The 22009-nt window shown below is 71.3% G+C and carries 22 protein-coding genes and 2 pseudogenes; 9 read left to right on the top strand and 15 right to left on the bottom strand.

The genetic code is table 11. The features are described 5' to 3' along the window. Nucleotides 1-3 precede the first annotated feature (3 nt). The 3 genes and pseudogenes from ACGFSC_RS13620 to ACGFSC_RS13610 form a co-directional block, all read right to left on the bottom strand. Nucleotides 4-270: a hypothetical protein gene (locus tag ACGFSC_RS13620; protein WP_359896842.1), complete on the bottom strand. Its 267-nt coding sequence runs from the start codon at nt 268-270 to the stop codon at nt 4-6. A gap of 128 nt (nt 271-398) precedes the next feature. After that, nucleotides 399-794, bottom strand: a pseudogene (locus ACGFSC_RS13615) (NTP transferase domain-containing protein); the annotation flags it as partial. Between the two features lie 131 nt (nt 795-925). After that, the gene (locus ACGFSC_RS13610; protein WP_359896536.1) at nt 926-1471 is read right to left on the bottom strand and encodes an NUDIX hydrolase; all 546 of its coding nucleotides are present in this window, start codon (nt 1469-1471) and stop codon (nt 926-928) included. A gap of 391 nt (nt 1472-1862) precedes the next feature. On the opposite strand from ACGFSC_RS13610, the gene ACGFSC_RS13605 reads away from it, so the two are divergent. Beyond that, nucleotides 1863-2804, top strand: coding sequence for a hypothetical protein (locus ACGFSC_RS13605; protein WP_359896534.1), 942 nt, complete (start codon nt 1863-1865; stop codon nt 2802-2804). Nucleotides 2805-3346: 542 nt separating this feature from the next. On the opposite strand, the gene ACGFSC_RS13600 is transcribed toward ACGFSC_RS13605, so the two are convergent. From ACGFSC_RS13600 to ACGFSC_RS13555, 10 genes are all read right to left on the bottom strand, one after another. Beyond that, nucleotides 3347-3727 carry a hypothetical protein gene (locus ACGFSC_RS13600; RefSeq protein ID WP_359896532.1) on the bottom strand — a complete coding sequence of 127 codons (381 nt, stop codon included), beginning with the start codon at nt 3725-3727 and terminating at the stop codon, nt 3347-3349. Next, nucleotides 3724-4305, bottom strand: a complete 582-nt coding sequence (locus tag ACGFSC_RS13595) for a hypothetical protein (RefSeq protein ID WP_359896531.1) — start codon at nt 4303-4305, stop codon at nt 3724-3726. The genes ACGFSC_RS13600 and ACGFSC_RS13595 overlap by 4 nt, the downstream gene beginning before the upstream one ends. Nucleotides 4306-4402: 97 nt before the next feature. Beyond that, nucleotides 4403-4774, bottom strand: a complete 372-nt coding sequence (locus ACGFSC_RS13590; RefSeq protein ID WP_359896529.1) for a hypothetical protein — start codon at nt 4772-4774, stop codon at nt 4403-4405. Between the two features lie 79 nt (nt 4775-4853). Then, a complete protein-coding gene (locus ACGFSC_RS13585; protein ID WP_359896526.1) occupies nt 4854-5708 on the bottom strand; it encodes a type II CAAX prenyl endopeptidase Rce1 family protein in 855 nt (284 codons plus the stop codon). A 44-nt stretch (nt 5709-5752) separates the two neighbouring features. Next, entirely contained in the window at nt 5753-6133 is a 381-nt protein-coding gene (locus ACGFSC_RS13580; RefSeq protein ID WP_359896524.1) for a hypothetical protein, read from the bottom strand. After that, complete coding sequence (locus ACGFSC_RS13575; protein WP_359896522.1) at nt 6117-7556, bottom strand: hypothetical protein; 1440 nt, start codon at nt 7554-7556, stop codon at nt 6117-6119. Before ACGFSC_RS13575 ends, ACGFSC_RS13580 begins: the two co-directional genes overlap by 17 nt. Before the next feature lie 22 nt (nt 7557-7578). Continuing rightward, entirely contained in the window at nt 7579-8670 is a 1092-nt protein-coding gene (locus tag ACGFSC_RS13570; RefSeq protein ID WP_359896520.1) for a hypothetical protein, read from the bottom strand. Next, nucleotides 8667-9230 (bottom strand): hypothetical protein, encoded by a 564-nt coding sequence (locus ACGFSC_RS13565; protein WP_359896519.1) that lies wholly within the window; start codon nt 9228-9230, stop codon nt 8667-8669. The genes ACGFSC_RS13570 and ACGFSC_RS13565 overlap by 4 nt, the downstream gene beginning before the upstream one ends. Beyond that, the gene (locus tag ACGFSC_RS13560; protein WP_359896517.1) at nt 9227-10171 is read right to left on the bottom strand and encodes a hypothetical protein; all 945 of its coding nucleotides are present in this window, start codon (nt 10169-10171) and stop codon (nt 9227-9229) included. The genes ACGFSC_RS13565 and ACGFSC_RS13560 overlap by 4 nt, the downstream gene beginning before the upstream one ends. Before the next feature lie 530 nt (nt 10172-10701). Then, entirely contained in the window at nt 10702-11268 is a 567-nt protein-coding gene (locus ACGFSC_RS13555; RefSeq protein WP_359902337.1) for an ATP-binding protein, read from the bottom strand. Nucleotides 11269-11475: 207 nt separating this feature from the next. Between ACGFSC_RS13555 and ACGFSC_RS13550 the strand changes: the two genes are divergently transcribed. The 6 genes from ACGFSC_RS13550 to ACGFSC_RS13525 all read left to right on the top strand — a co-directional run bounded on the left by ACGFSC_RS13550 (nt 11476) and on the right by ACGFSC_RS13525 (nt 16653). Beyond that, nucleotides 11476-12822, top strand: coding sequence for a hypothetical protein (locus tag ACGFSC_RS13550; RefSeq protein WP_359902503.1), 1347 nt, complete (start codon nt 11476-11478; stop codon nt 12820-12822). A gap of 424 nt (nt 12823-13246) precedes the next feature. Further along, on the top strand, nt 13247-13711 hold the full coding sequence (locus ACGFSC_RS13545; protein WP_359902340.1) for a GNAT family N-acetyltransferase: 465 nt from the start codon (nt 13247-13249) through the stop codon (nt 13709-13711). Between the two features lie 102 nt (nt 13712-13813). Continuing rightward, nucleotides 13814-14050 (top strand): hypothetical protein, encoded by a 237-nt coding sequence (locus tag ACGFSC_RS13540; protein ID WP_359902343.1) that lies wholly within the window; start codon nt 13814-13816, stop codon nt 14048-14050. Nucleotides 14051-14173: 123 nt separating this feature from the next. Beyond that, the gene (locus ACGFSC_RS13535; protein ID WP_359902506.1) at nt 14174-14695 is read left to right on the top strand and encodes a SigE family RNA polymerase sigma factor; all 522 of its coding nucleotides are present in this window, start codon (nt 14174-14176) and stop codon (nt 14693-14695) included. Next, the gene (locus ACGFSC_RS13530; protein ID WP_359902346.1) at nt 14692-15618 is read left to right on the top strand and encodes a hypothetical protein; all 927 of its coding nucleotides are present in this window, start codon (nt 14692-14694) and stop codon (nt 15616-15618) included. The genes ACGFSC_RS13535 and ACGFSC_RS13530 overlap by 4 nt, the downstream gene beginning before the upstream one ends. 324 nt (nt 15619-15942) lie before the next feature. After that, nucleotides 15943-16653, top strand: a complete 711-nt coding sequence (locus tag ACGFSC_RS13525) for a serine hydrolase (protein ID WP_359902349.1) — start codon at nt 15943-15945, stop codon at nt 16651-16653. Between the two features lie 112 nt (nt 16654-16765). Here the strand turns inward: ACGFSC_RS13525 and ACGFSC_RS13520 are convergent. Then, a pseudogene (locus ACGFSC_RS13520) lies at nt 16766-16852 on the bottom strand (IS5/IS1182 family transposase); the annotation flags it as partial. Between the two features lie 279 nt (nt 16853-17131). On the opposite strand from ACGFSC_RS13520, the gene ACGFSC_RS13515 reads away from it, so the two are divergent. Next, a complete protein-coding gene (locus tag ACGFSC_RS13515) occupies nt 17132-19738 on the top strand; it encodes an excinuclease ABC subunit UvrA (RefSeq protein WP_359902352.1) in 2607 nt (868 codons plus the stop codon). A gap of 315 nt (nt 19739-20053) precedes the next feature. On the opposite strand, the gene ACGFSC_RS13510 is transcribed toward ACGFSC_RS13515, so the two are convergent. After that, nucleotides 20054-20968, bottom strand: a complete 915-nt coding sequence (locus tag ACGFSC_RS13510) for a DUF2690 domain-containing protein (protein WP_359902355.1) — start codon at nt 20966-20968, stop codon at nt 20054-20056. Nucleotides 20969-21205: 237 nt separating this feature from the next. Between ACGFSC_RS13510 and ACGFSC_RS13505 the strand changes: the two genes are divergently transcribed. Further along, nucleotides 21206-21919, top strand: coding sequence for a CHAP domain-containing protein (locus ACGFSC_RS13505; protein WP_359902358.1), 714 nt, complete (start codon nt 21206-21208; stop codon nt 21917-21919). The last annotated feature ends 90 nt before the right edge of the window (nt 21920-22009 follow it).

The raw sequence follows: 22009 nt of genomic DNA, 5'->3' as shown, positions 1-22009 counted from the left end.
CTCTCAGGCGCTGCGGCCGAAGGCGGCCAAGCGGTCGGGTGTGCCGAGGTCGGGGGCCGAGGTGCGGATGTCGAAGGCCCCGACAGGGTGGCCCTGGCTGATCGCCCAGGGCATGAACTGCCGGTACAGGTCCGCCTCGCCGGGGTGGGCCAGGCACCGGGCATACTCCTCGAACAGCGCCCGGAACGGGGCAGGGGTGAGGACGACGGCGCCCGTGCTCGTGGCCTGCCGCAGCCCGCTGCGGCTCCCGGTCGGCAGGGTGGCGTCCACGCCCTCCAGCCGTGGACGACGTGCCGGCCGTCGGGGTCGAGGAAGAGACGGCCCGCGTTCTGCGCGCAGCGGCCGGGCGCGGTGGTCACGGTCCACGTCACCGCTGCCGGGCGGGAGCGGTGCTCCGTGACGGCGGACGGAAGCAGGACGGTAGGGAAGAGGGTGTCGGCGGGCAGCACCACCGCGGCCGGGACATCGGACAGGTGGCCCAGGGCCGCGTAGGCCGCACCGGCGGTGCCGAGCGGGTGCTGCTCGCGGTGGATCGTCAGCTCCACCTGCCGGGCCGACGGGTGGGTGAGGGCGTAGGTCTCGACTGCGTCGGCACCGGTGGCGGGGTCGGTGCTGGTGAGCACGGCGATCCGGCGGAATCCGGCGACGGTGAGCCGGGTGAGCGCGTGGCCGAGCATCGGGGTGCGGCCGACGGAGGTGTCGATCGGCACCAGCACCTTCGGCGTGCCCTGGAGTTCGGCATCGGGCGCGGCACGCAGGCGGCTGCCCTTGCCGCCGGCCAGGACCAGGGCCACGGTCTGGGCGGGCAGGGAGACGAGTGCGCTGCTGTAGTACGGGGCGGTGTCGGTGGTGCTCCGATCGGTCACGGGGTCCTCCCGGGTGGCGGGTGGGTGAGGATGTGGTGCCGGCCCGCCCGTCTCGGGGACTACAGGAGGCTCAGCCCGTCCAGGGCGAGGTAGGCGGCGGCAGTGTCGGTCATCTCGCCCCGGCGGAGCACGCAGTCGCGGAACTCGGTCAGGGAAAGGGTGACGACGTCGATGAACTCGGTGCGCTCCGGCTGCGGTTCGGCGACCTTGACGCAGTCGGTGGCGACGAAGGCGAAGCGGCGTACGTCGGAGTAGGCATCGAGCCAGTAGGGTCCGACCTCTCGTACCTCGCCCTGGTAGCCGGTCTCCTCCAGCAACTCGCGGGCGATCGCGTCCGCTGCGGATTCCCCGGGTTCGATGTAGCCGCCCGGCAGTTCGTGCAGAACGCGGTCGGGGCCCGGACGGTACTGGCGGGCCAGGATGACCTGCCGGTCGGAAGTGAGAGCGAGTACGGCGCCGGCCGGGCGCTCGCATTTGAGGTAGAACTCCTCCTTCCGTCCGTCGGGCAGTTCGAACTCGACCCGGTCCACGGACCGGCCGAACTTGCTGAAGGCGGTGGTGCGGTCGATCTCGCGCCACGATGCAGTGGTGGTGTCGGTCGTCATGGCCAGGACTGTACGGCCCCTGGTCGGTGCGGCGCGGCCGTTCGACCACCGCTCCTCGGCCGGTGCCTGGTGGCGGGTGGAACATCTCCAGGAGACCACCGGATCGGGTGACAACAGCAGAGCAGATCGGTAGGCAGTCTGCGGCAGCCCCAGCACGCTGAGCTCGCTGCCCGGGCCGGAGGTTGAAGGCGGGGCATTGTGACGAACACGCTGTTCAGACGCGCACGGCTCACTCGGGGCCTGACTCAGCGTCAAGTCGCGGAGCAGGTCAAGCGCACTGGTTGAAGCGGACACCGGGCGGGAGTCACCGTTTGACGCCGGCTATGTCTCACGCATAGAACGTGGCCTCATCACCTGGCCGCACAAGCACTACCGGCAGGCCCTCTGCACTGTGCTGGGCGCGGAAAACGCGGCCGAGCTGGGCCTGACCGCCAAGCAGCTCCACCACGAGGAGGTGAGCACCTCGAACCGCCGAGACGTCCTGGCCACCGCCCTCACCGTCCTGCTGCCACCTACCCCGCCCCTCACGCGCCTGCGCATGGGCGACATCCGCGCCATCACCGAGCGTACCGGCCTCCTGGAGCACTGGGACCGGGCCTCGGGCGGGCGCGCAGTGCGCGACTTCGCGCTGCGCGAGCTGCACGCCGCAGTCAGCCTCACCGAGGCGTCGACCAGCCCGGCCGTACGCCGTGCACTGCTCGGTGCGATCGCGCGCCTGGCGAACCTGACTGCCTGGGCGTCGTTCGATGCCGGTCTGTTCGACGAGGCCCGCTCACTGTTCCAGGTCGGTCTGACCGCCGGTCGCGACCACGGCGACACCGGACTGCTGTGCCACCTCGCCACCAACGCCGTCCGCCAGGAGATCCACCTGCGCCACCCCGGGCAAGCCCTCAAGCTGGCAGGCGAGGTGGGCGGGCGCCTGCCCGCAGCGGTGCGGGCGATGCTCTGCGCCGTCTCGGCCCAGATCCACGCCCTGAACGGCGACGAACGCCAAGTGGCCCGCCACCTGGTCGCAGCCGAGCACGCCTATGACCGGGTCACCGACCTCGCATCCGGACCGGCCTGGACCTCCACGATCACCGCAGCCAAGATCGGCAGCGACACCGGATTCGCCCTCTACCTGCTGTCCGCCACCACCGGCCGCGACAACCCGCAGGTTGTCGCCGACCTACGCCGGGCTGCCGAAGCCAGCACCGTCCAGGCCCAGACCCGGGTGCGGGCGATGGCCACCGCCCGCCTGGCCACCGCGCTCGCAACCACCGTCGGCTCAGCCCGCTTGACCTCCGCCCTCACCGACATGCGCCACGCATCCCGCACGCAGGCCGCTCGGTAGTCGAAGCACCTCCGGAAACCGGCCGGCCCCGCCCCCCAGGGAGCACGATCTGTGCGTTTGACCAGGTCAAGAGTGTTTTACCGGGCCCGTTATTATCGTGACGTTCCAATCGGACCCACTTGGAGTGCCGGTAAGAACCGTGTCACCAGCCGCAAATGGCGTGACCGGAGCGAGCAGGGCCATGCGGCAGGATCGTCTGCATGACACCGGAGATGGCCGTCAGGGCTACCGACGCGCTCGCCACGGCTGCTGGCGAGCATCTCGGTCGACGGGGCCTGGGCCAAGAGGGGCAGATGCGGCGCCGCCGGTGGCAGAGGAACCGGTTGTAGCCGGGTTCGTATGTGTGGGGCGGCGTGCGAGATACGTGCCAGAGTTGAAGGGCAACTGGGCCGCATTCGCCGAGGCGACGGCCTCAGCCGAAGCGCCCCGGCGTCGCGGCCGCAAGAGCGGGTGAGCGGGCCCGCCGCAGGCGGCTGACGGAGGCTTGGCGGCGGCGCGGTCTCCGGCCTCGGCTCCGGGACTCGCGAGAAGATCGAATGGGCTCAGGGTCGCTCTTGCACCTCCATACCGTCGTACGTCCCGCCGACGCACTTGCCGAGCCCGGGTTCGATCTGGAAAACCTGCCCGCCCCCGTCCATGCATGCTTGCGGGTAGATCCAAGCCTCCGCGTTGGCGAATCCCGCGCTTCCGAGCGTGAGAGCAACGGTCGTGGCGCACAAGGCGACCGCTGTGAGGGCACGACGCATGGGGACATCCTCGGGTCGAATCGATTGGGCAACCAACCAATTGGATCCTCGCTCTGTGCCCTGCCGCGGCATTCCTCCGATCATGGGCGCGTCGTGCTTTCCGGCCAGCAGGTGACCGGCGAGCTCCAGCCCACCGGTCACGGTCAGAGCGAAGCCGAGGTTCTGCTGTCGGGTCATCGTGGGCCTTCCCTCGGCCGGTGTCCGGGCGTGGGGGCCGGTTGAGCGCTGACGCGACCGGAGCAGTTCGGGACCTGTGGCACGAGGCGGGTGCGCCACTCGCCGGACGTACTCGTCCGTCCCGCCAGCCGGACGGCACGGCAGTGGTCAGCTCGTGCGGCGCCGACGGAGGCGGTGCTCTCCAGGAATCTCCGGACCATGGGCACGTCGGACTGCGGAGCGAACCTCGAACGCAGATCGGCGAGCGTGGATGAACTCCGGGCCGAGGTGACGCCGCCCATGTGTTCCACCGCCCGGTGAGCGGCACCGGGGCCGTAGCCGGCCGTCGGTGCGAGTGCCGCACCGCCGACCTTGCGGGCCAGGTCGACGACCCGGCGGCGGTGAGAGCCCTCGTCCGTGCGGTGGTCCGGCACCCGACCGACGCCGTGCCCGTAGTGGGTGCGGTTGTGGAAGTGTGCCCGGTCGGCGATGGTGGCGACATCGAGTTCCTCTCCCAGTGCCGGCTCGTTGAAGTCACCGCAGGCCAGGGCCCGGCCGTGGGCAGTGAGTACCCGGCTGAACCACTCGGATTCGATCATCCGCAGCGTCGGGCCGTAGAAGGTGGCGTGGTGGCCAACGAGGACGATGCGGCCCGGGGCCCGCTGGCCGTTCTCCCCAGGACACCGAGTTCGACGTTCACCATCGGGATGCGAAGGGCGCGGCTGTGCTCGGTGATGTGCTCGCGCCTGACGAAGAAGGGCCGTCGCGCCGTACCAGGACGGCGTTGCGGTGCGGGGTGACCGGGGTGTCGGCGATCTTCTTGGCAATGTCGAACGCCTCGCGCGTGGCCAGGCGTTCGGCGGCCGTGCCGTAGACCCGCCCCACGTGGAGGACCGAGAGTGCCCGGCTCGCCTCCGGGGTGGCGAGTCGCACCGTCACCCGCGGGGGCAGGGAGAGGCCTGAGATCTGCTCGACCATCGGCGCCGCTGCGCTGAGGGCATCACTGAGGCTGTCGGCCAGGTGGTCTCCGTCGGAGCCGGCGTCGTTGAGGATTTCTAAGGAGGTCATGATCGTTTCTGGTGAGTAGGGGGCCGGCGGCGGGTGGTTCCACGGTCGACGGCCTGGGCAGGAAGGGGGGTGCTGTGTTCTACGCGGGGGCGAGGACGAGGGCGTGGAGGTCCCAGGCGACGTGCGCTGCCACCAGCGGGAGCAGGCGTCGTTGGTCCCAGTACAGGGCGACGGCGGCGACCGCGAAGACGGCGCTTGCCAGGCCGGGCGCGCCCAGGTAGGCGTGCAGGGCGATCCGGCCGGCAGCAGCGGCTGCCAGCAGGACCGGCACGGGTACGCGTAGCTGCCGGCCGATGGTGACGAGCGCTCCCGTGAGCACGAGTTCCTCGATGAGGGGCAGCGCCAGGCTCATCGCCGCGAGCGCGATGGCGGGCACGTGATCGTGAGCGTCGAACCCGGCCGTCGGGGCGGGGACGGGGTAGTACTGGGCGATCAGATCGGCCACCGCGGCCGCCGCACGGAGGGCGAGGAGGTAGCACAGGGCGGACAGGATCGCGAGGCCGGCTGCGCGCCAGGTCGGCCGGGTGAAGCGGACCGGTGCTCCGACCCGGTGCATCAGCTCGGCGGCGAGCAGGGCGAGGATGAGCGGGTTGAGCAGCAGGCGGAGCAGGTCGCCGGCCAGGCTGCCGTCCTCGGCGGCGACGGTGAGTCGGCAGAGGGCGAGCACGGCGGCGGTGAGGACGACGGGGTCGCGCCAGGCCTCGGTGCCGCCCCGGGTCAGGCGCAGCCGGATGGTGCAGGCGGCGGCGGCCAGGACGCCGGCGCATTCGGTCCAGGCGAACGGGCCCGCACCTATTCGGTGGTCGGCGAGGTGGCAGGCGAGTTCGGCGATCTGTGCGGCGTAGGCGGTGGTGGCGAGGGTGCCCCATAGCAGCAGCCAGCGCAGTGTCGCGGGCCCGGTGCGGGTGTGGGGTGGGGTGGTCGTGGCGGTCATGGTCTCTCAGCGGTCGGTGGATCTCGGTGATGAAGCGATGCGGTTCAGGTGACCGGGTGTCCGTCGGCCAGGAGCACGGGGGCACTGGGGTCGGCGAGGCGTCGCAGCGCTGCCTGGATGCGGCCGGAGGGAATGCGGCTCGGATCGGTGAACCGCATCCCGTCGTGGACTTCGCCCGGCTTCGGGAGCTCCTGGCAGGAGATCTGCTCGTCGCGGAGGGTGCCGCCGTCGAAGACCAGCCAGTACGCCTCGGCCGTGGTCTCGGTGGTGGGCGTGGTGTCCACCACGAGCAGCCGCAGGGCGTCGACATCCAGGGAGGCGTCGCGCCGGGCGGCGTGCCGGGCGGCATCGTGCGGCGCCTGGTCTCTGATGGCGCGCCAGGTCGGCACGTCCCAGCCCCGGTTGTCGTCAGCGTTGGTCGTCACCTGGAAGACGCCGCCGGACGCGTTGCGGATGATGACCTGGGCGTAGACGCAGCGGCCGGGCGGGTACAACGGGTCGAGCTTGGAGTACGGCAGGAGCATGCGGGTCGGGTCCGATCGGTCGCAGGGGTGGGAGGGTGCTGTTCAGGGGCGGGGCGGGGCGGGGCGGCAGGCAGTCGATGACGTCGTCCTCGGCGAGGCACGAGTACGTGGTGCGGTGCTCGTCGTCGGTCAGCGGGCGCGAGAGCGGCGGCGTCTCGCTGTCGGCGGACTCCCGACAGGCGAAGAGCGCCGGGACCAGGTCGGCGGCGGCGTGCGCGTCGGCGGCGTGGGGGCCGCGCAGCATGAGGAGGTTGGTGCGGGGCAGCATCGCGGCCTGGCGTACGAGGGTGGGCGCCAGGGTGTAGGAGCTGCCCGGGAGCTCGGTGGTGGTGACGGCCCGGCGCAGGTCGCGGGTGGTGAAGGGGCCGTCGGTGCGGCCGTCGGTGCGCAGCGAGACGGTGTGGAGGTAGCCGCCGGCCAGGACCCGGACGGTGTGCGGGTGGGCGTGGTTGTGCGGGACGCGCTGGTTGGCGGGGTGGTGGCGGGTGTTGAGGCGGATCTCGAAGCCGCGGTCGTCCGCGGCGGCCAGGACCAGGCGGTCTTCGAGCAGGGTGGTGCGGGAGGCCTCGTACCGTTCGGGGGCCAGGACGGTGGTGGTGGTGAGGTAGGACAGCAGGGCGCGGTCGGCGGCGAGGCGGTGCAGGGCGCCGGCCTGGGCGTGGAGGCGCGGCAGGTCGGCGCCGCGCAGGTCGGGGATGTCCTCCGGCAACGCGCCGCCGGGTCGGTCGTCGTCGCGGCGCGGCGCGGTGAGGCGGTATCGGGCGGTGGCGGTGGCGGCCCGGTAGTCGGCTGCGCTCAGCGGCAGCAGGTCGGGGTCGGTGGGCGGGAGGTGGGTGAGGACGAGTTGCACGCTGTCCGGGGCGCCGGTGAGCAGGGTCGTGGCGCCGGCGTGGAGGAGGCACAGCTGGCCGGGGTGCAGGGTGCGCAGGTACTGGGGGGTCTGCCGGTCGATGTCGTCCTGGTCGCGGTAGAGGGCCAGGTGCAGGGTGTCGGCCAGCGGGAGGATCGCGGTGGTGCGCCCGGTGGGCCGGGGCGCGGCGGCGGTGCCGTCGGGCAGGCGCAGGTACCAGGCCGGGTGGCTGTCGCGGGGGGCGGCGAGCAGGAGCAGGGTGTGGCCGGGGCCGGTGTGGGAGCCGGCCGCGAGTGCGCGCGGGTCGGCCTGGTCGAGCAGGCGCTGTACCGCGTCGACGGTGGGGGTGAGCCAGTCGTCGCCGACCAGGCGGTGGGGGTCGGCGAGCGGGCTGCTGGGGTCGTGGGTGAGGAGGTCGGCGGCCGGCAGCGGGATGACGCCGGCCGGGGCGCTCGGCGGGAGCGGGGTGGGCATGGTGGTCGTGTCCTCGTGGGGGTCAGAGGGTGGTGGGCGGCCGGGGGGAGTTCCAGGGCCTGGCCTCGGGAGGGACCAAGGGGCGCTCGGCGCGCAGCTCGGGGGTGGTGGTGGCCACGAGGGCGTGGGCCCGGTGGCGGGCGGCAAGTTCGGCCTGCCGCTCGAAGCCGGCGGCCAGCCGGCTCTGGCTCTGCTCCAGCCGGTCCTGGCGTTCTTCCACGGCGGCCAGGCGGTCGTTGACGACCTGGGCGCTGCGCAGGACGACCCCGAGGTCGGTGAGGTTCGCCATCGCCCTGGCCCGCATGTCGGCCAGGTCGGGGGGCAGCTGCGAGGTGCTGCCGCGGGCGTCGGCCAGGGTCTCGGCGGTCAGCGCCGCCACCAGGTCCAGGGCCTCCTGCGCCTCGAAGCGGGCGGCCCGCAGCTCGGTCATCCCGTCGTCCAGCCTGGCCAGCGCATCGGCGAGTTCCTGACGGGCCCGGCGGTGCTCGGTACGCCAGACGGCCGCGGCCGCGACGTCCTCGGCCCAGCGTGCGGCCGCTTCCCGGGCCTCCTGGCGCGGGCCCGTGGCCAGCTCCTGCTGCTGGCGGCTCAGCACGCATGCCGGCCGCGAGCACCCGTGGTGACGGCGCGGCAGTTCCCCCAGGCCGAACAGCATGGTGATCATGGCCGGGATCCGTTGCACTCCGAGGAGCTCGCCCACCTCGCGTACGGCGTCGCGGACCACTGCGGGGCCGCGCCCGGTGATCTCGGCGATCTCGCGCGGCATGAGCCCCGCGGAGATGTGGGCGAACACTCGGACCTGGGTGGAGTCCAGACGGCCCGGCGGACGGTCGGGCCCCACCGCCGGCACGATGCCGGCCCGCACACCGATCGCAGCAAGGTGAGCCGCATTGCGGGCACCGGTGATACTCCGCAGCCGCTTGAGCTCGTAGCAGACGACCCCCGTGCTGCAACCCATCCGCAGGGCGACCGCCGGGATCGTCCTGCCGGCGGCGGTGAGCACCAGAACGTCGCGCTGCTCCCGGGTCAGGACGATCCGGCCCCCGCAGGTGGGGCACGGCTCGCCGCGGACCACGGACTCCCGGTCCCACGGACCGGCGTAGGGCCGGATCACGCCGCCCCCTTCGACGCGCAGATCGGGCAGTTCGGCGAGCCGTCCAGGGCGCCGGGCACGCCGTGCAGGCGGAAGACGGCCGCGGGGTTGCCACGGGTGCCGGCCCGGTGCCGGATGTCGGCCAGGTACGTGGTGACCGTGGCCGGTGTCACCCCGAAGTAGCCGGCGATTTCCTGGCTGGTCCAGCCCTGGGCCCGGAGCTGGAAGTGGGCCAGAGGCGTTTTCGGGAGCGGCCTTGCCGGTTCCGTCCGCGGGGGCAGCAGGATCTTCGCGCGGCAGGCCACGTCCACCATCTGCTCCCGGGTGCTCGCCCGGAGCCGCTCCTGCAGGGAGTGCAGGCTCCTGCGCACCACGGTGGGCGTCAGCCTCTCTGCGTTCCGGCGCCCGGGCATCGCGTTGACGGCGGCCGCGATCTCGATCGCGTTCAGGTCGGTGACCAGGTGTCTCAGCACCAGGGCCTCGTGTCCGGGGATCTCCTCGGCGACGTAGTGGCCGCACCGCATGACCGCGGGCTCGTGGACCGCCGGCAGCAGGGGCCCGCTCGGGCGGGAGGTCGTCATCGCGGCCCCCAGTTCCAGGGGGCCGGGTGGGCGCCGCGCAGGCACGCAACGCGGTGCGCGGCCTCCGCGCGGGCCCGCTGGTCGAGGTGGGCACTGCGGACTGCGTCCATCACCGCGGTGAGGACCACGACGTCGCGCACGACCTGGTAGCCGGACCACGCCCCGATGTAGGGGTAGGCCTGCTGCTCCATGTCGTAGGCCAAGTAGGTGTCGGCGTAGGTCCGGTGGTCCTGGCGGAGGCCGGTGAGCAGTTCGGAGCGCCAGCGGGCGGCGACCAGGTCCCACTCCCTGTGGCCGCGCGTCAGCGGGCGGCGCAGCAGGGTCCCGGCGTGGACGCCGTCGTCGTGGACCGGGACCATGCCGAGGGTGCCGAAAACGACGGTGTCCGGGGTCGGCCAGTCGAGGTAGTCCCACTCCTCGTGCAGTTGGATGGTGCGCTCGCGCAGGAAACGGCGGGCGGCCGCGTTCAGCGGGGCGTCGTCCAGACCGTCCAGCAGCCCGGCGAACGGGTCGTGCTCGCGCAGCCACGGCGCCGTCCGGGGGTCGATCCGGTGGGTGAGGGCGGTCACCCACCCGGACAGGGATGTGTCGGGGCTCCGCTGCCCCGGGTCCGGCCAGAACGTCACCGTCTGTCCCGCGGTGTCCGCTCGGACGTCGCCGTACCGGGGTGCGGTGGCGAGGACCTCGTGCTGCCGCAGGAATCGCGCGCCCCTGATCAGGGCCCAGGCCTCGTCCGGGTCGGGGTGCACCATGGCCAAGGTGCGCGAGGCGGGCAGCAGCCACAGGTGGTTCGGGCTGTCGCTGACCAGCTCGGCCTGCCGGGCGTCGATCCCGCTGGCCGCACAGGCCTGCGTCAGGGCCTCGTAGGAGGCCGCGACGTCCGTTCTGCGGGCCGGGCTGGTGGTCTTGAGCAGAGTTCGGGTGCGGGTTCCGACGCTCACAGCAGTCCTCGATACGAAGTTCGGTGGAAGAAGGGGGGCGGTCCGGGACGGCCAACGGGCCGTCCCGGACCGGCCGGCCCCGTGCCGGGTGGCACGTGCCGGGACGGACGGGCGGAGTGCAGTCCCTCCGCTCTCCGCTCGTCCGGTTCGCCCGGGCCGGGGCGCACGGGGGTGGCGCCCTGGGCCCGGGCTGCCCGCCTCTCCCCAGGGGCGGGTGCTGGTGGGTGCGCGGGCCCGGCGCAGCTCCCCAGCGGCCGGGCCCGCACACCGGGCGACGCCGTCTTCGGGGGGACGGCACCACCTGGGTTCGCGGGGCCGCCCTGGACAGGCTGGGCCCCGCGGGTGTCCGGGCCGGCCTCCCCGAGAGCAACGGGAGGCGGGCGCGGACCGCGGTGAGCGTGCGCGCACGGGGGCGCTGCTCTTCCGCTGTCCACCCCGGCAGATCAAGCCGGGGCAGGCGTTCCGGAGTCCGGTGCCGCCCACGCGGGAAGGCATGCGGCGGGCAGCACCGGAGGTCTACAAGGAGACGGTCACGCCGGTATTCGGTCGAGCGCCGGCTGCCCGGGCAGCATGCCGACGGCCGGCCGCGGCCTGGACTCCCGCAGCGCGGTGCCCGCGCGCAGCACCGCGATCTGCAGGCCGACCTGCTCGGCAAGGGCGGCCGTCGACCGCGCGGACGCGGGCAACGTGACCTCCGCCCAGACCGCCTTACCGCCCTCGGGAAGGGGATCGACGCCGAACCGCGACGCGAGCCGGTTGACCAGCCGCAGGCCGCGGCCGCAGGTCGCCTCGTCGTCCACCGGCCGGTGCTCCGGCCGCCCGGGCCCCGGATCGGTCACCGACACCCGCAGCACTCCTGCGACGTACTCCAGGGAAGCGGTCAACGTCACGTCCGGCCGGTCGCCACCGCAGCCGTGCACGACGGCGTTGGTGCCGAGCTCGCTCAACACCACCAGCACGTCGTCCCGCACGGAGTCCTGCTGCCGGCCCGCAAGACCCAGCAACGGCAGAGCCTCGACCACCCAGCTCCGGAGGTCCCGGATCCGCGCTCGTTCGGCGGAGAACCGCGTGGTGATGGTGCGTGGTCTCGGCTCCATGAAGAGGCCTCACTCGCTCGGGTGATCGAAGGAAATGGCTGTGTGCGGGTTTCCCAGGGGTTCCGTACCGGGGATGACCAGGAGGGTCAGCACGTTGGGGCCCGCCCGTCGTTGCTGACGTTCATTCAACTGGGCCACGTGAACGGCGGGAACCGGTCATGCTGGAGAGCAGTGTGAACGCCGTGAACGCTCGTATACGGAGTGATGATGGGTGCCAAGACTCCGAACACCGGCCTGGCCTCGCTGCTCGAACAGGCTCAATGGACCAAGACGCAGCTTGCCCAGGCCGTGAACCGTGCCGGCCGGGAAATCCAGCTGGACCTCAGGTACGACCACTCGGCAGTGTCCCACTGGGTCAAGGGCACCCAGCCCGCCAACGGGGTTCAGCCAGTCATCTGTGCAGTTCTCAGCAGCAGGCTCGGTCGGACTGTAACGTCAGCAGAGGCGGGCTTCTCCCGCCCCAACGACGATCTGCTGCACCCGAGTTCGGGTGACGTCGTAGACAAGATCGTGAACATCGGGAGGGCCGACATGGACCCATCACGGCGTAACGTGTTGAAGAGCGGTCTCTACGCGGCGGCTCTGGGCGTACCAGGGTTTGCCGACCTGGGCGACCGCATCAATGCCGCCACGCCGCTGACCGGCCGCACGGTTCGGGTTGGGGAGAGTGAGGTCAAGACCGTCCGCCGGATGACCGAGCGGATCGCCGAGATCCTGGACGAACTCGGCGCCGGCCACGCCCGTCCGATGGCCGCAGCGTTTCTGACGAACACCGTCGGCACCTACCTGCGCGCGGACGCCACCCCCGAGATCCGGGCCGACATGCTGACCGCTGCTGCGGATCTGGTCTACCTCATGGGGTGGATGGCGATGTACGAGATCGAACACGGTCTCGGGCAGAGCTACTACCACCGTGCCCTGGAGCTGGCGAGGGCCGCCGAGGACCACGTCACGTACTGCCGGACTCTGCGCGGCATGGCTCTGCAGGCCGCCAACCTGAAGTACGGCCGCAAGGCCCTGAACCTCGCGGACGCAGCTGCGGAGGCCGCACCGAAGGTGGGCCCCCGCTTGGCGGCCTTTCTCTCCGGACAACAGGCACACGGTGCCGCTCTCATGAAGGACCGGACACTGGCGTTCGCACGCCTTCAGCAGACGGAGAAGTCGCTGTCGAAGGCGGAGGGCCGGAACGACCACGTTGGTGGGTACGACATCGCCGCCTACCACTTCCACGTCTCCAGCGTCCTGTACGCCCTCGGGGACGTGCCGGGGTCGATCACGGCCATGCAACAGTCCCAACGGCTGCGCCCCCCGACGGAGAAGCAGGGGCGGGCGCATGCCAACGGTGTCCTGGCACAACGGCAGTTGGAGGTTGGGCACGTCGAACGGGCGACCGCGACGTGGCACGACTTCCTGGACGACTACGAGACCCTGTCGTCGGCCCGGGCCGACGACCACTTCCACCAGATGATGGCCGGGATCCGGCCTCACACCGGCAACGCTCGTGTCCGTGCGCTGGACGAGCGCGCCCGCACGCTGGTCGCGATGAAGTCCTGACGGTGGCGTTGGTGTCCGATGGCACTCTGGTCCGCACCGGCCTCCAGGGAAGTGTTCACCGGTAGGCCGTCGCTCGTGCGGGTGACAAGGTTGCTGGCTGCCGGTGCGAACGGCCCGCGTCGTGGGGTACTGGGTGGATGCGTACCAGCAGGACGGCCGCCGTCGCGGCTCTGCTCGCCCTCGCACAGCTGCACCAGGCAGAGGCCGAACAGGCCCGCGCGACCGCCCTCACCGTTCGACCGCTCATGGGCGACGACGAGCTACCGCTACGTTTGCGAAGCCTGCTGGGCGACTTCCACCGCGCCTTGATCACTATGGCACCGGACAGCACAACCACGCGAGAGTGGACCGACCGCATTCGCCGTCCGAGGGAGAGCCTGTGATAACGATCAGTCACCACCATGGAGGAGATCTCCCGACAGAGTTGTCCGACCTGCTGATCGCCGTACACGCGGACGCGTATGCCGACCAGGCCGATGATCCTTTCGTTCAGAGGTTTCCCTGGTTCGTGAAGCACTGGATCGCACGGCCGGGCTTTCACTGCGTGGTCGCATACGACGGAGAAGAGCCGGTCGGATTCGCCTACGGCGGGCCACTCGCACAAGGGCGGGAATGGTGGCGGGGCCACCTCGACCCCGAACCTGCCGATGTCAGCACCTTCGCGGTATCGGAGGTCATGGTACGGCCGCGCTGGCGCAAGCAGGGCATCTCCGAGCAGCTCCACCTGGAACTCCTTGCCTCCAAATCACAAGCCTTGGCCACACTGCTCGTTGACACCACACACCCCCGAGTCCAGGCACTCTACGAGTCCTGGGGCTACCGAAAAGTGGGAGAGCAGCAGCCGTTCGAGGACGCTCCGCTGTACGCCGTCATGGTCCGACCGATCTGATCGTCACCACGACGCCCTGACGGTGGCCGGCCCGCTGCACAGCGGGCCGGCCCCCGTCAGGGCGTCGCTCATGCGGGTGAAAGGGCGGCAAGCGGTGAGCGCGTGAATGTCCAGCACCTGCTCGACGCACTCGACATCCAGGAGAACGCCGCCCAGGCCCTGGTCGACGACCTCCGCACGCGGTTCGGGGAACTGCAGAACCGGCTGCTGAAGGCGACGACCCGTCTCGAACACCTCGCGATCACCCGTAAGACCGTCACCGTTCTCGCCGACCGCCTCCCGACCCGGACGATCGGCCGGATCGCCGACTGGGTCACCGAGGCCCCGTACCCGAGATAACGCTTGCGTCACGACCGGAGATCGCGTGCAGCAGTCGCGAGTCGGGCTCCGTCAGGTTGAGCGGGGGAGCCAAGGGGGCTTCGGGGGAGGCGAAGATGCTCAAGAGTCACGAGCCGAGTGACCATGCGAACTGCTGACGTCCCTGCCTTCACGGCATTCGTGCATGCACGGTCGTCGGCCCTCTTCAGGACCGCACTGTTGCTCACCGGCGAGCGTCATGTGGCCGACGATCTGGTGCAGTCCACGCTGGAGCAGGTCTGTCGGCACTGGCGCAGGATTCGCTCCGCCGACTCACCGGAGGCCTATGCGCGCCGGATCCTGGTGAACCTCGCCAACGACCGCTGGCGCAAACTACGTGGACGTGCGGAAGTACCCCTGGACGACGGTATCGGGGACGGGTACGTCGATCCGTACAAAGGTCTCGTGGTCCGCGACGAGTTGATGCGTGAGCTGCAGTCCCTGCCGATCGGCATGCGCACCGTACTGGTGCTGCGGTACTTCGAGGATCTCGACGACGCGGAGATCGGCCACTTGATGAACATCTCGGCCGGCTCGGTCCGATCCCAGGTGGCCAGGGGCCTGTCGAAACTCCGGTCGACCGTCGATGCACAGGCACTGCACACACGTTCGGGAGGGGCGGCATGAAGGACTACGACCTGGAGGAGGAGCTGGCCGCGGCCATGCGCGACCGTTCACGGCAGGAACCGTCGCGCGGCTACGACGTCGATGAGCTCATCGGGTCGGTGCGGCGGCGCCGCCGGCGCCTGCAGACGGGTGCGGCGGCGGCCGTGGTGATCGTGGCCCTGGGCGCTGGCTTCGTGTCTCAAGCGGATCATGACCGTGCCCCGGTACCCGTACGGGCATCGACCGCGTCGGGTGCCGATATGCCTGCTTCACCCCCGCCCATCGAGCGGTCCTCGCCCACGGCTGCGGCACCGGCTTCGACACCGGCCCACCCTGCCGACCCGGCCCGGACGACGAACACCCTGTTCCTCTCTGCCCTGCGCTACCAGAATCCGGCCACCCGCTCCGAGGTGGATCCGGCAGAGGTGGCAGCGTTGTTCGCCGACGAGTCCACGTACCAACGGATCTGGGGGGCCGACTCCCGCGGTGTGACCTGCGGTGCCTTGGTCGACGGCGTGCTGGCGTCGGGTGAGGTCCTGCTGTACCAGGGGATTGAACGGCTCGACCGGACCCCTTCCCTGGACTTCGACGGGGCCACGGGGAAGGTGACCGACCTGACCTGCACAACGGTCGCCGGAGCCAGCAAGGGGGGCGACCCCACGGTTTCCGGCTTTTACGGCGGGCTGGTGGCGGCCACCAGGTCCGGTGACTCCACGGCAATGGCGAGGCTCGAGAAGCAGTTCGTGACCGAATACCTTCGATCCGACCGCGGCCAGGGCCCGACCGCCGGCACCTGCTCCTTCACCACACCCCCCTTCTGGCTTGCCGACAACCCCTCGTCCGGAACTCTCACCCACGGATGGACCGTGAACCTCGGCGGCCGGCACGACTTCCCGATCGAGATCGACGAGACAGCGAAGATCGCCAGATCTTGCGGCGGGTGAGCCGCACCGGCCGCCGCTGAGGCGGACGACACCGGACCGAGCACGCACGGCGGCACGTCCGGAACCCCTGCACGCCCTTACAGGCCCATAGGCGATGTCCGCGTGCCCGGACGTCGGAAAGCGAGTACGGGTATGAAGCATCGGACAGCCTTCGTCATACCCGTACTCATGGGCGCCGCCATGGTGGCCCACGTCCTGTTCCCGACCTCGGGTCCGGTCGAGGGCGCCCCTCCTGACCCACTGCCGACGTCAACCCCGTCAGCGCCAGGCGCGCCTTCCGGGCAAGAACTTGCCGTCGCGGGTACGACAACGCCGGAGCAGGCCGTGCGCCTCGCGCTCGACGGGCTCGGGGCGCACCACGGCCGGTACGCTCTCGCCGTCGAGGACCTCACCTCGAGCCGCTCGGCCACCTACGGTTCGTCCACCGAGACCTTCACCTCCGCGAGCATCATCAAAGTCGACATTTTAGCCGCCCTGCTGCTGCAGACGCAGGACCGCGGAGGCCGACTCAGTTCTGCTCAGCGACAGCTGGCCTCCGACATGATCCGCGTCAGCGACAACGACGCGGCACAGAAGCTCTGGATCGACATCGGCAGACGCCAAGGTCTGGACGCGGCCAACGCCCGATTCGGACTCACCCCGGCACACGCCGGCCAAAGGGGAGCCTGGGGACTGACCCGGACCACGGCCCGTGACCAGATCTCCCTCCTGAAGGCCGTGTTCACGCAGGACTCCCCCTTGAACGCCGAATCCCGGTCGTACGTGCGGGCCCTCATGAGCGCCATCATTGACGGACAGAACTGGGGCGTCGGCGCAGCGGGAGCGCCCGGCGACCTGCCGGTACTGAAGAACGGCTGGCTCCCGGGCGGGGTACCTCAGCTATGGGCCGTCAACAGCGTGGGCATCGTCGAACGTGCGGGACACACCTTGCTCGTCGTCGTGCTCACCGACGGTCAGCCCACGCGGGAGACCGGCATCGAACTCATCGAGCAGGTCGCGGCGACCTCGGTCGGGGCACTGGTGCGCGCGCCCTGAAAACCCCCAACCGACGATGCCCCTGCCCGGCAGACAGCGGACTGCTTCGCACATTTCGATCACGCCCGGGCGTCAGAGGGCGTTTGATCGCAGACGGATCGCCCTTTATGTCCTAGTAGGTTCCTCGCCAGGTTGGTGTGGTCTCGTCCGTCATGCGCTTGGCGGGGTGGTCGATCGAGGCGATGTGGATCACGGCTTCGCCCACACTCCCAGCCAGCTCGGCAATGGCCGCCACCGGGCCGGTAGGGGCTGATGACCTCGAAGGGCGCCCCTTGCGCTCTCTCTGGGAGACGGGCCGCATGAAATCACTGTACGACCGACATCGGCGAAGGGCTCGGCCGGCGGTTCCGCGGGTCAGAGGGCAAGTGCAGTGCGGTCGAACCGTCCACAGCGTGCGCAAATTGGTGTCACCCGATCATCCACACGGGCGCCGCCAGAGCTGCGCGGATACGTTTCACCTATGGCACTGCACGCACGAATGGATTCTCCTCCGTCGCACACCGCACCGCAGGAGGCCGGTCACGACGGACTGATCAAGGTCCGGGGTGCCGACGAGCACAATCTGCGCCACGTCGATGTGGACGTGCCGCGCGACCAGGTGGTGGCCTTCACCGGGGTGTCGGGGTCGGGCAAGTCGTCGCTGGCGTTCGCCACCATCTACGCCGAGGCCCAGCAGCGCTACCTCGAGTCCGTCGCGCCGTACGCCCGCAGGCTGATCGACCAGGGATCGGCGCCCAGGGTCGGCGCGATCACCGGTCTGCCGCCGGCCGTCGCCCTGCGCCAGCAGCACAGCGGGGGCAGCACGCGCTCGACGGTGGGGACCGTCAGCCGGGTCTCGAACGTGCTGCGCATGCTGTACTCCCGAGCCGGCACCTACCCGGCGGGCCGGACTCCCGAGGATCTGGCCGGGACGTTCCCCCGGGACGCCGCGCCGCTGGACTCGGACAGTTTCTCGCCGAACACGGCGGTGGGCGCGTGCCGGACGTGTTCCGGTCTGGGGCGCCTGCACACCGTCGACGACGGCAAGCTCGTCGGTGACGACTCCCTGAGCATCCGGGAGGGCGCGATCGCCGCGTGGCCGGGCGCCTGGCAGGGCAAGAACTACCGCGACATCCTCGCCGAGCTGGGCGTGGACATCGACGTACCCTTCCGTACCCTGCCCGCGGCCCGCCGCGAGTGGCTGCTGACGACCGACGAGCAGCCGACGGTCACCGTGCACCCGATCCGCGACGCACACCGCATCGCACGCTCCTACCAGGGCACCTACATGAGCCCCCGCAAGTGGGTGCTGCACACCTTCGCCACCTCCAAAGCAGCGCACCTGCGGGCCAAGGCCGTCTCCTTCATGACCCAGGAGATCTGCCCGACCTGCCACGGCAAGCGGCTCAACCCGGAGGCCCTGGAGGTGACCATCGCCGGGCAGGACATCTCCGTCGCCACCTCGATGCCGCTGACCCAGCTCTCGGCCTTCCTGGAGACCGCGCGCGACCACCCCGACACCCTGGCCCTGCCCGCCGAACGCAGGCAGGCCGCGCACGCCCTGATCAGTGGCCTCCAGGACCAGCTCGGCACACTGATCGACCTGGGCCTGGGCTACCTCGCGACCGGACGCGCGACCTCGACCCTCTCCAGCGGCGAACTCCAGCGCCTGCACATGGCCACCCAGCTCCGCAGCGGCCTGTTCGGCGTGTTGTACGTCCTGGACGAGCCCTCCGCCGGACTGCACGCCGCCGACACCGAGCTGCTGCTCACCGCGCTGCGACGGCTCAGAGGAGCCGGGAACAGCGTCTTCGTCGTGGAACACAACGCCCAGGTCCTCGCCTCGGCCGACTGGATCGTCGACATGGGTCCCGGTGCGGGCCGCCACGGCGGGCGGGTCCTGTACGACGGCCCCGCCGGGCAGCTCGACCAGGCAGAGGAATCGGTGACAGCCCGGTACCTCACGCCAAGCGCGCCCACGGTGCCCGGCCCCGAGAAGCCCCGGCAACCGGACGGCTGGCTGAGCCTCACCGGAGTCACCGGCCACAACCTCCATGACGTGGACGCGAGTTTCCCGCTCGGCACGCTGACCGCGGTCACCGGCGTCTCCGGGTCCGGGAAGTCGACCCTCGTACGGCGTGCCCTCGCGGAGACGGTCCGCGACCACCTGCACGCCGATGAGACCGCGCAGGACATCGCCCGTAGGCCCGCGTCGGTGGAGACCGTCGACGAGGAGGAGGCCGGGGTGCCGGTCTGGGACCTGGAGGAGGACCGCGTGACGGTACGGGCCAGCTCCGGGCTCGAGGACATCGACCGGCTGGCGGTCGTGGACCAGAAGCCCATCGGGCGCACACCGCGTTCGAACCTCGCCACCTACACCGGCCTGTTCGACAGCGTCCGCAAGCTGTTCGCCGCCCAGCCGGCCGCGAAGGAACTCGGCTACACCGCGAGCCGGTTCTCCTTCAACGTGACACAGGGGCGCTGCCCGCACTGCCTGGGCGACGGAGTCGTCAGCATCGAACTCCTCTTCCTGCCCACAGAGACCTCCCCCTGCCCGGTCTGCAAGGGCGCCCGCTACAACCCCGGCACGCTCATGGTGCGTTACCGCGACAGAACCATCGCCGACGTGCTGGCGATGAGCGTGGACGAGGCCCTCGAGTTCCTCCAGGACGTGCAACCCGCCGCCCGCATCCTCGAGTTCCTCTCCGACATCGGCCTGGGCTATCTCACGCTGGGCCAGAGCGCCACGACGCTGTCCGGCGGGGAAGCCCAGCGCATCAAGCTGGTGAGCGAGCTGCACCGCGCGCCGCGCGGCCACACCCTGTACCTCCTCGACGAACCCACCAGCGGGCTGCACCCCGCCGACATCGACCTCCTCGTCGGGCAGCTGCAGCACTTGGTGGACGCCGGGAACACGGTCGTCGTGGTGGAACACGACCTGCGCACCGTCGCCGCCGCGGACTGGGTCCTGGACCTCGGACCGGGGGCGGGCGACGACGGCGGCCGCATCGTCGCCGAAGGCCACCCTGCGGACATCGTGCGAGAGTACGACACTTTGACCGCCTCCCACCTGGGCCGTCATCTGTCGGCACGGACGAGTACCTGAGCCCTTGCCGATCTGATGAGAAGCGATTCCCAGTTCGAAGGCAAGGTCACGTTTTCCCAGGTCCGGCGTGTGAGCCAACACTCCGTGAGCCCGGATCGTCGCCGGGCCCAACTCCGAGGGTCTCGCCACTCTCCGCCGGCACCTGCCATTGGCGATGCGTTCCACGGCCCGGCCGTGTCGCCCAAGCCGGTACGGCCGGGGCGCTCACCCCGGATCGCGAGGGCGGAGGGCGCCGGATCCGTTCCGCCTCGACGGGCGGCCGCCCTCGGCCTCCACCCGTGCTGCTCAGGCCCGTCCGCGCCTCGTTCTCCCGCGTCATCCCGCGGGGGTCTCCGGGAGTGCGGCGCAAACGGTGCCCCGGTCGTCGACGACGGCGCACGCACGGGCGTCGGCGGGGCGGGCGGCGCGGACCATCTTGCTGTGGGCGTCGTGGCCGGACTGCTGGCGGTACTCCTCCTGCTCGGGCGGGGTGCCGAAGACCTGGACGCGGTCGCCGGGAGAGCCTCCGCTCATCTTGGCCCACGCGGCGTGGCAGGAGGGGCTGTAGCGCAGTTCGATCAGTACGCCGAAGTCGCGGTCGGCCGCGGCGGTGGCGGCGTCGCGGTCGCAGACGGTGCCGACCGGGTCGACGTGCAGGCAGGACGCCCCGTCGCAGGAGAAGGCCGCCGTGGGCGCGGGCACCGCCTGCCGGGCGGGCGTGGACGCGGCGTCCGTACCGCTGCGGTCGCCGGCGCCGATTCCCGGGCCCGCCGCGAAGTAGAGGATCGCGCAGGCGGCCGCCACGGCCGCGCCCCCGGTGGCCCACACCGCCCGGTGCCGTCGTTCGCCACCGGGCTCCTGACCTGCTGTCGGCCCGGGGCCGGGCAGGGGAGCCCCCGGTGCGGTCGCCGCCGCAGGCTCGGGTACCGGCTCCGGTACCGGAGAGTCGTCCGCTCCGCCGTCGATCGCCGCCCTGAGCTCGAGAGCGCGGACGAGTTCGCCGTCGGCGACCGCGTAGTACGCGGCCAGGGAGCGGAGCGCCGCTTCCGGTGCCGGGTACCTGCCGTCGGGGTTCTCGTAGCGGGAGAGGGTCGTCTGGGCGATCGCGGTGCGCCGGGACACGGTCACCTGGGTGGGGTTTCCGGCCTCCTGACGCCACCTCCGCAGCGTCCGGGCCAGTTCGGCGCGGGCCGCGGCGGCCGTCTGCCGGTCCGGTTCCTCTGCTTCCTGCGGCGGCCGGCTGTGCGTCATCGGCTCGTTTCCTCTTCCTTCGGCTGCGCATAAGACCAGTTCAGCGCCGTGCGGAGGCTCTGCGCATATGCATGGGTAACCAGGAGTTCACACAGCGTAGGAGTTCGGCGGTCGGGCGTGCAACGGTGGTGATCAGCCGGAGGACGCACCCCGGCGAAACCCATCCCCTTCCGCACCCCGGACGTGTCGCACGTCCATCCGGGTCGGTGGGAGCGCATCCAAGGAGAGATCATGCACATGGCAGAATCGCGCCTGCTCACCGCCCTCGCGGGCCGCGCCGGAAGGACCGCCGCCGTCGCCCTCGTGGCCGCCGGGACGTTCGGCGGCCTCGGCACCGCCACCGCGGCCGCCGCCCTCCCGGACGGTGTGCACGCCGTCCGGGACGCGACCGCCGCCGAGCCCGCCACCGCGGCCGCCACCGCCGCCGAGCCCGCCACCGCGGCCCGCTCCGCGCTGCGCGAGCGGATCGTCTCCATCGCCCGCGACCAGATCACCCCGGCCGGCCAGAAGCCCGAGAAGACCGGCGCGTGCGACAAGTACTTCGCCTACGCCGAAGGGGAGGCCAAGAAGAGTAGGTGCGCGAAGACCTCCTGGTGCGCCGCGTTCGTCGACTGGACCTGGCACCGGGCCGGTGTGAGGCCCGCGCCGACCACCCTGCTCGGGCGCGGTGTCGGCAAGTGGGGCCAGGAGCACCACCTGTTCCACAACCGCCTGCCCGCGCGCGGCGAGCGCCCCTACGCCCCCGCGCCCGGCGACCTCGTCGTCTACGGTTCGCCCGCCTACGCCACCGGTGGCCACGTCGGGGTCGTCGTCGCCGTCAACCACGACGGAACCATCGACACCGTCGAGGGCAACTTCGGGGACAAGGTGACGCACCGCCACTTCAAGCCCGCCGAGGCCCGCGCCGGCAAGCACGGGATCTCCGGCTACGTCAGCGTCCCCGGCGCCTGACCGTCCCGCCTCCACGAGCGCCGGGGCCCCGGGCGGATCACCGTCCGGGCCCCGGCCGCACGCTGCCCTCTCTGCCCTCTGCCCGCGACG

Source organism: Kitasatospora sp. NPDC048715 (genome assembly GCF_043198905.1).
GTDB lineage: Bacteria > Actinomycetota > Actinomycetes > Streptomycetales > Streptomycetaceae > Kitasatospora > Kitasatospora lactacystinica.
The sequence above is the reverse complement of the archived record's forward strand: the minus strand, read 5'-3'. Positions and strand labels throughout refer to the sequence as shown.

Bases quoted from the DNA above. Each gene is read 5' to 3' on its own strand.
- ACGFSC_RS13610 (WP_359896536.1), bottom strand. From the start codon at position 1,471: ATGACGACCGACACCACCACTGCATCGTGGCGCGAGATCGACCGCACC.
- ACGFSC_RS13600 (WP_359896532.1), bottom strand. From the start codon at position 3,727: ATGACCCGACAGCAGAACCTCGGCTTCGCTCTGACCGTGACCGGTGGG.
- ACGFSC_RS13595 (WP_359896531.1), bottom strand. From the start codon at position 4,305: ATGATCGAATCCGAGTGGTTCAGCCGGGTACTCACTGCCCACGGCCGG.
- ACGFSC_RS13590 (WP_359896529.1), bottom strand. From the start codon at position 4,774: ATGACCTCCTTAGAAATCCTCAACGACGCCGGCTCCGACGGAGACCAC.
- ACGFSC_RS13585 (WP_359896526.1), bottom strand. From the start codon at position 5,708: ATGACCGCCACGACCACCCCACCCCACACCCGCACCGGGCCCGCGACA.
- ACGFSC_RS13575 (WP_359896522.1), bottom strand. From the start codon at position 7,556: ATGCCCACCCCGCTCCCGCCGAGCGCCCCGGCCGGCGTCATCCCGCTG.
- ACGFSC_RS13565 (WP_359896519.1), bottom strand. From the start codon at position 9,230: ATGACGACCTCCCGCCCGAGCGGGCCCCTGCTGCCGGCGGTCCACGAG.
- ACGFSC_RS13555 (WP_359902337.1), bottom strand. From the start codon at position 11,268: ATGGAGCCGAGACCACGCACCATCACCACGCGGTTCTCCGCCGAACGA.
- ACGFSC_RS13550 (WP_359902503.1), top strand. From the start codon at position 11,476: ATGGGTGCCAAGACTCCGAACACCGGCCTGGCCTCGCTGCTCGAACAG.
- ACGFSC_RS13535 (WP_359902506.1), top strand. From the start codon at position 14,174: ATGCGAACTGCTGACGTCCCTGCCTTCACGGCATTCGTGCATGCACGG.
- ACGFSC_RS13530 (WP_359902346.1), top strand. From the start codon at position 14,692: ATGAAGGACTACGACCTGGAGGAGGAGCTGGCCGCGGCCATGCGCGAC.
- ACGFSC_RS13515 (WP_359902352.1), top strand. From the start codon at position 17,132: ATGGATTCTCCTCCGTCGCACACCGCACCGCAGGAGGCCGGTCACGAC.
- ACGFSC_RS13510 (WP_359902355.1), bottom strand. From the start codon at position 20,968: ATGACGCACAGCCGGCCGCCGCAGGAAGCAGAGGAACCGGACCGGCAG.
- ACGFSC_RS13505 (WP_359902358.1), top strand. From the start codon at position 21,206: ATGGCAGAATCGCGCCTGCTCACCGCCCTCGCGGGCCGCGCCGGAAGG.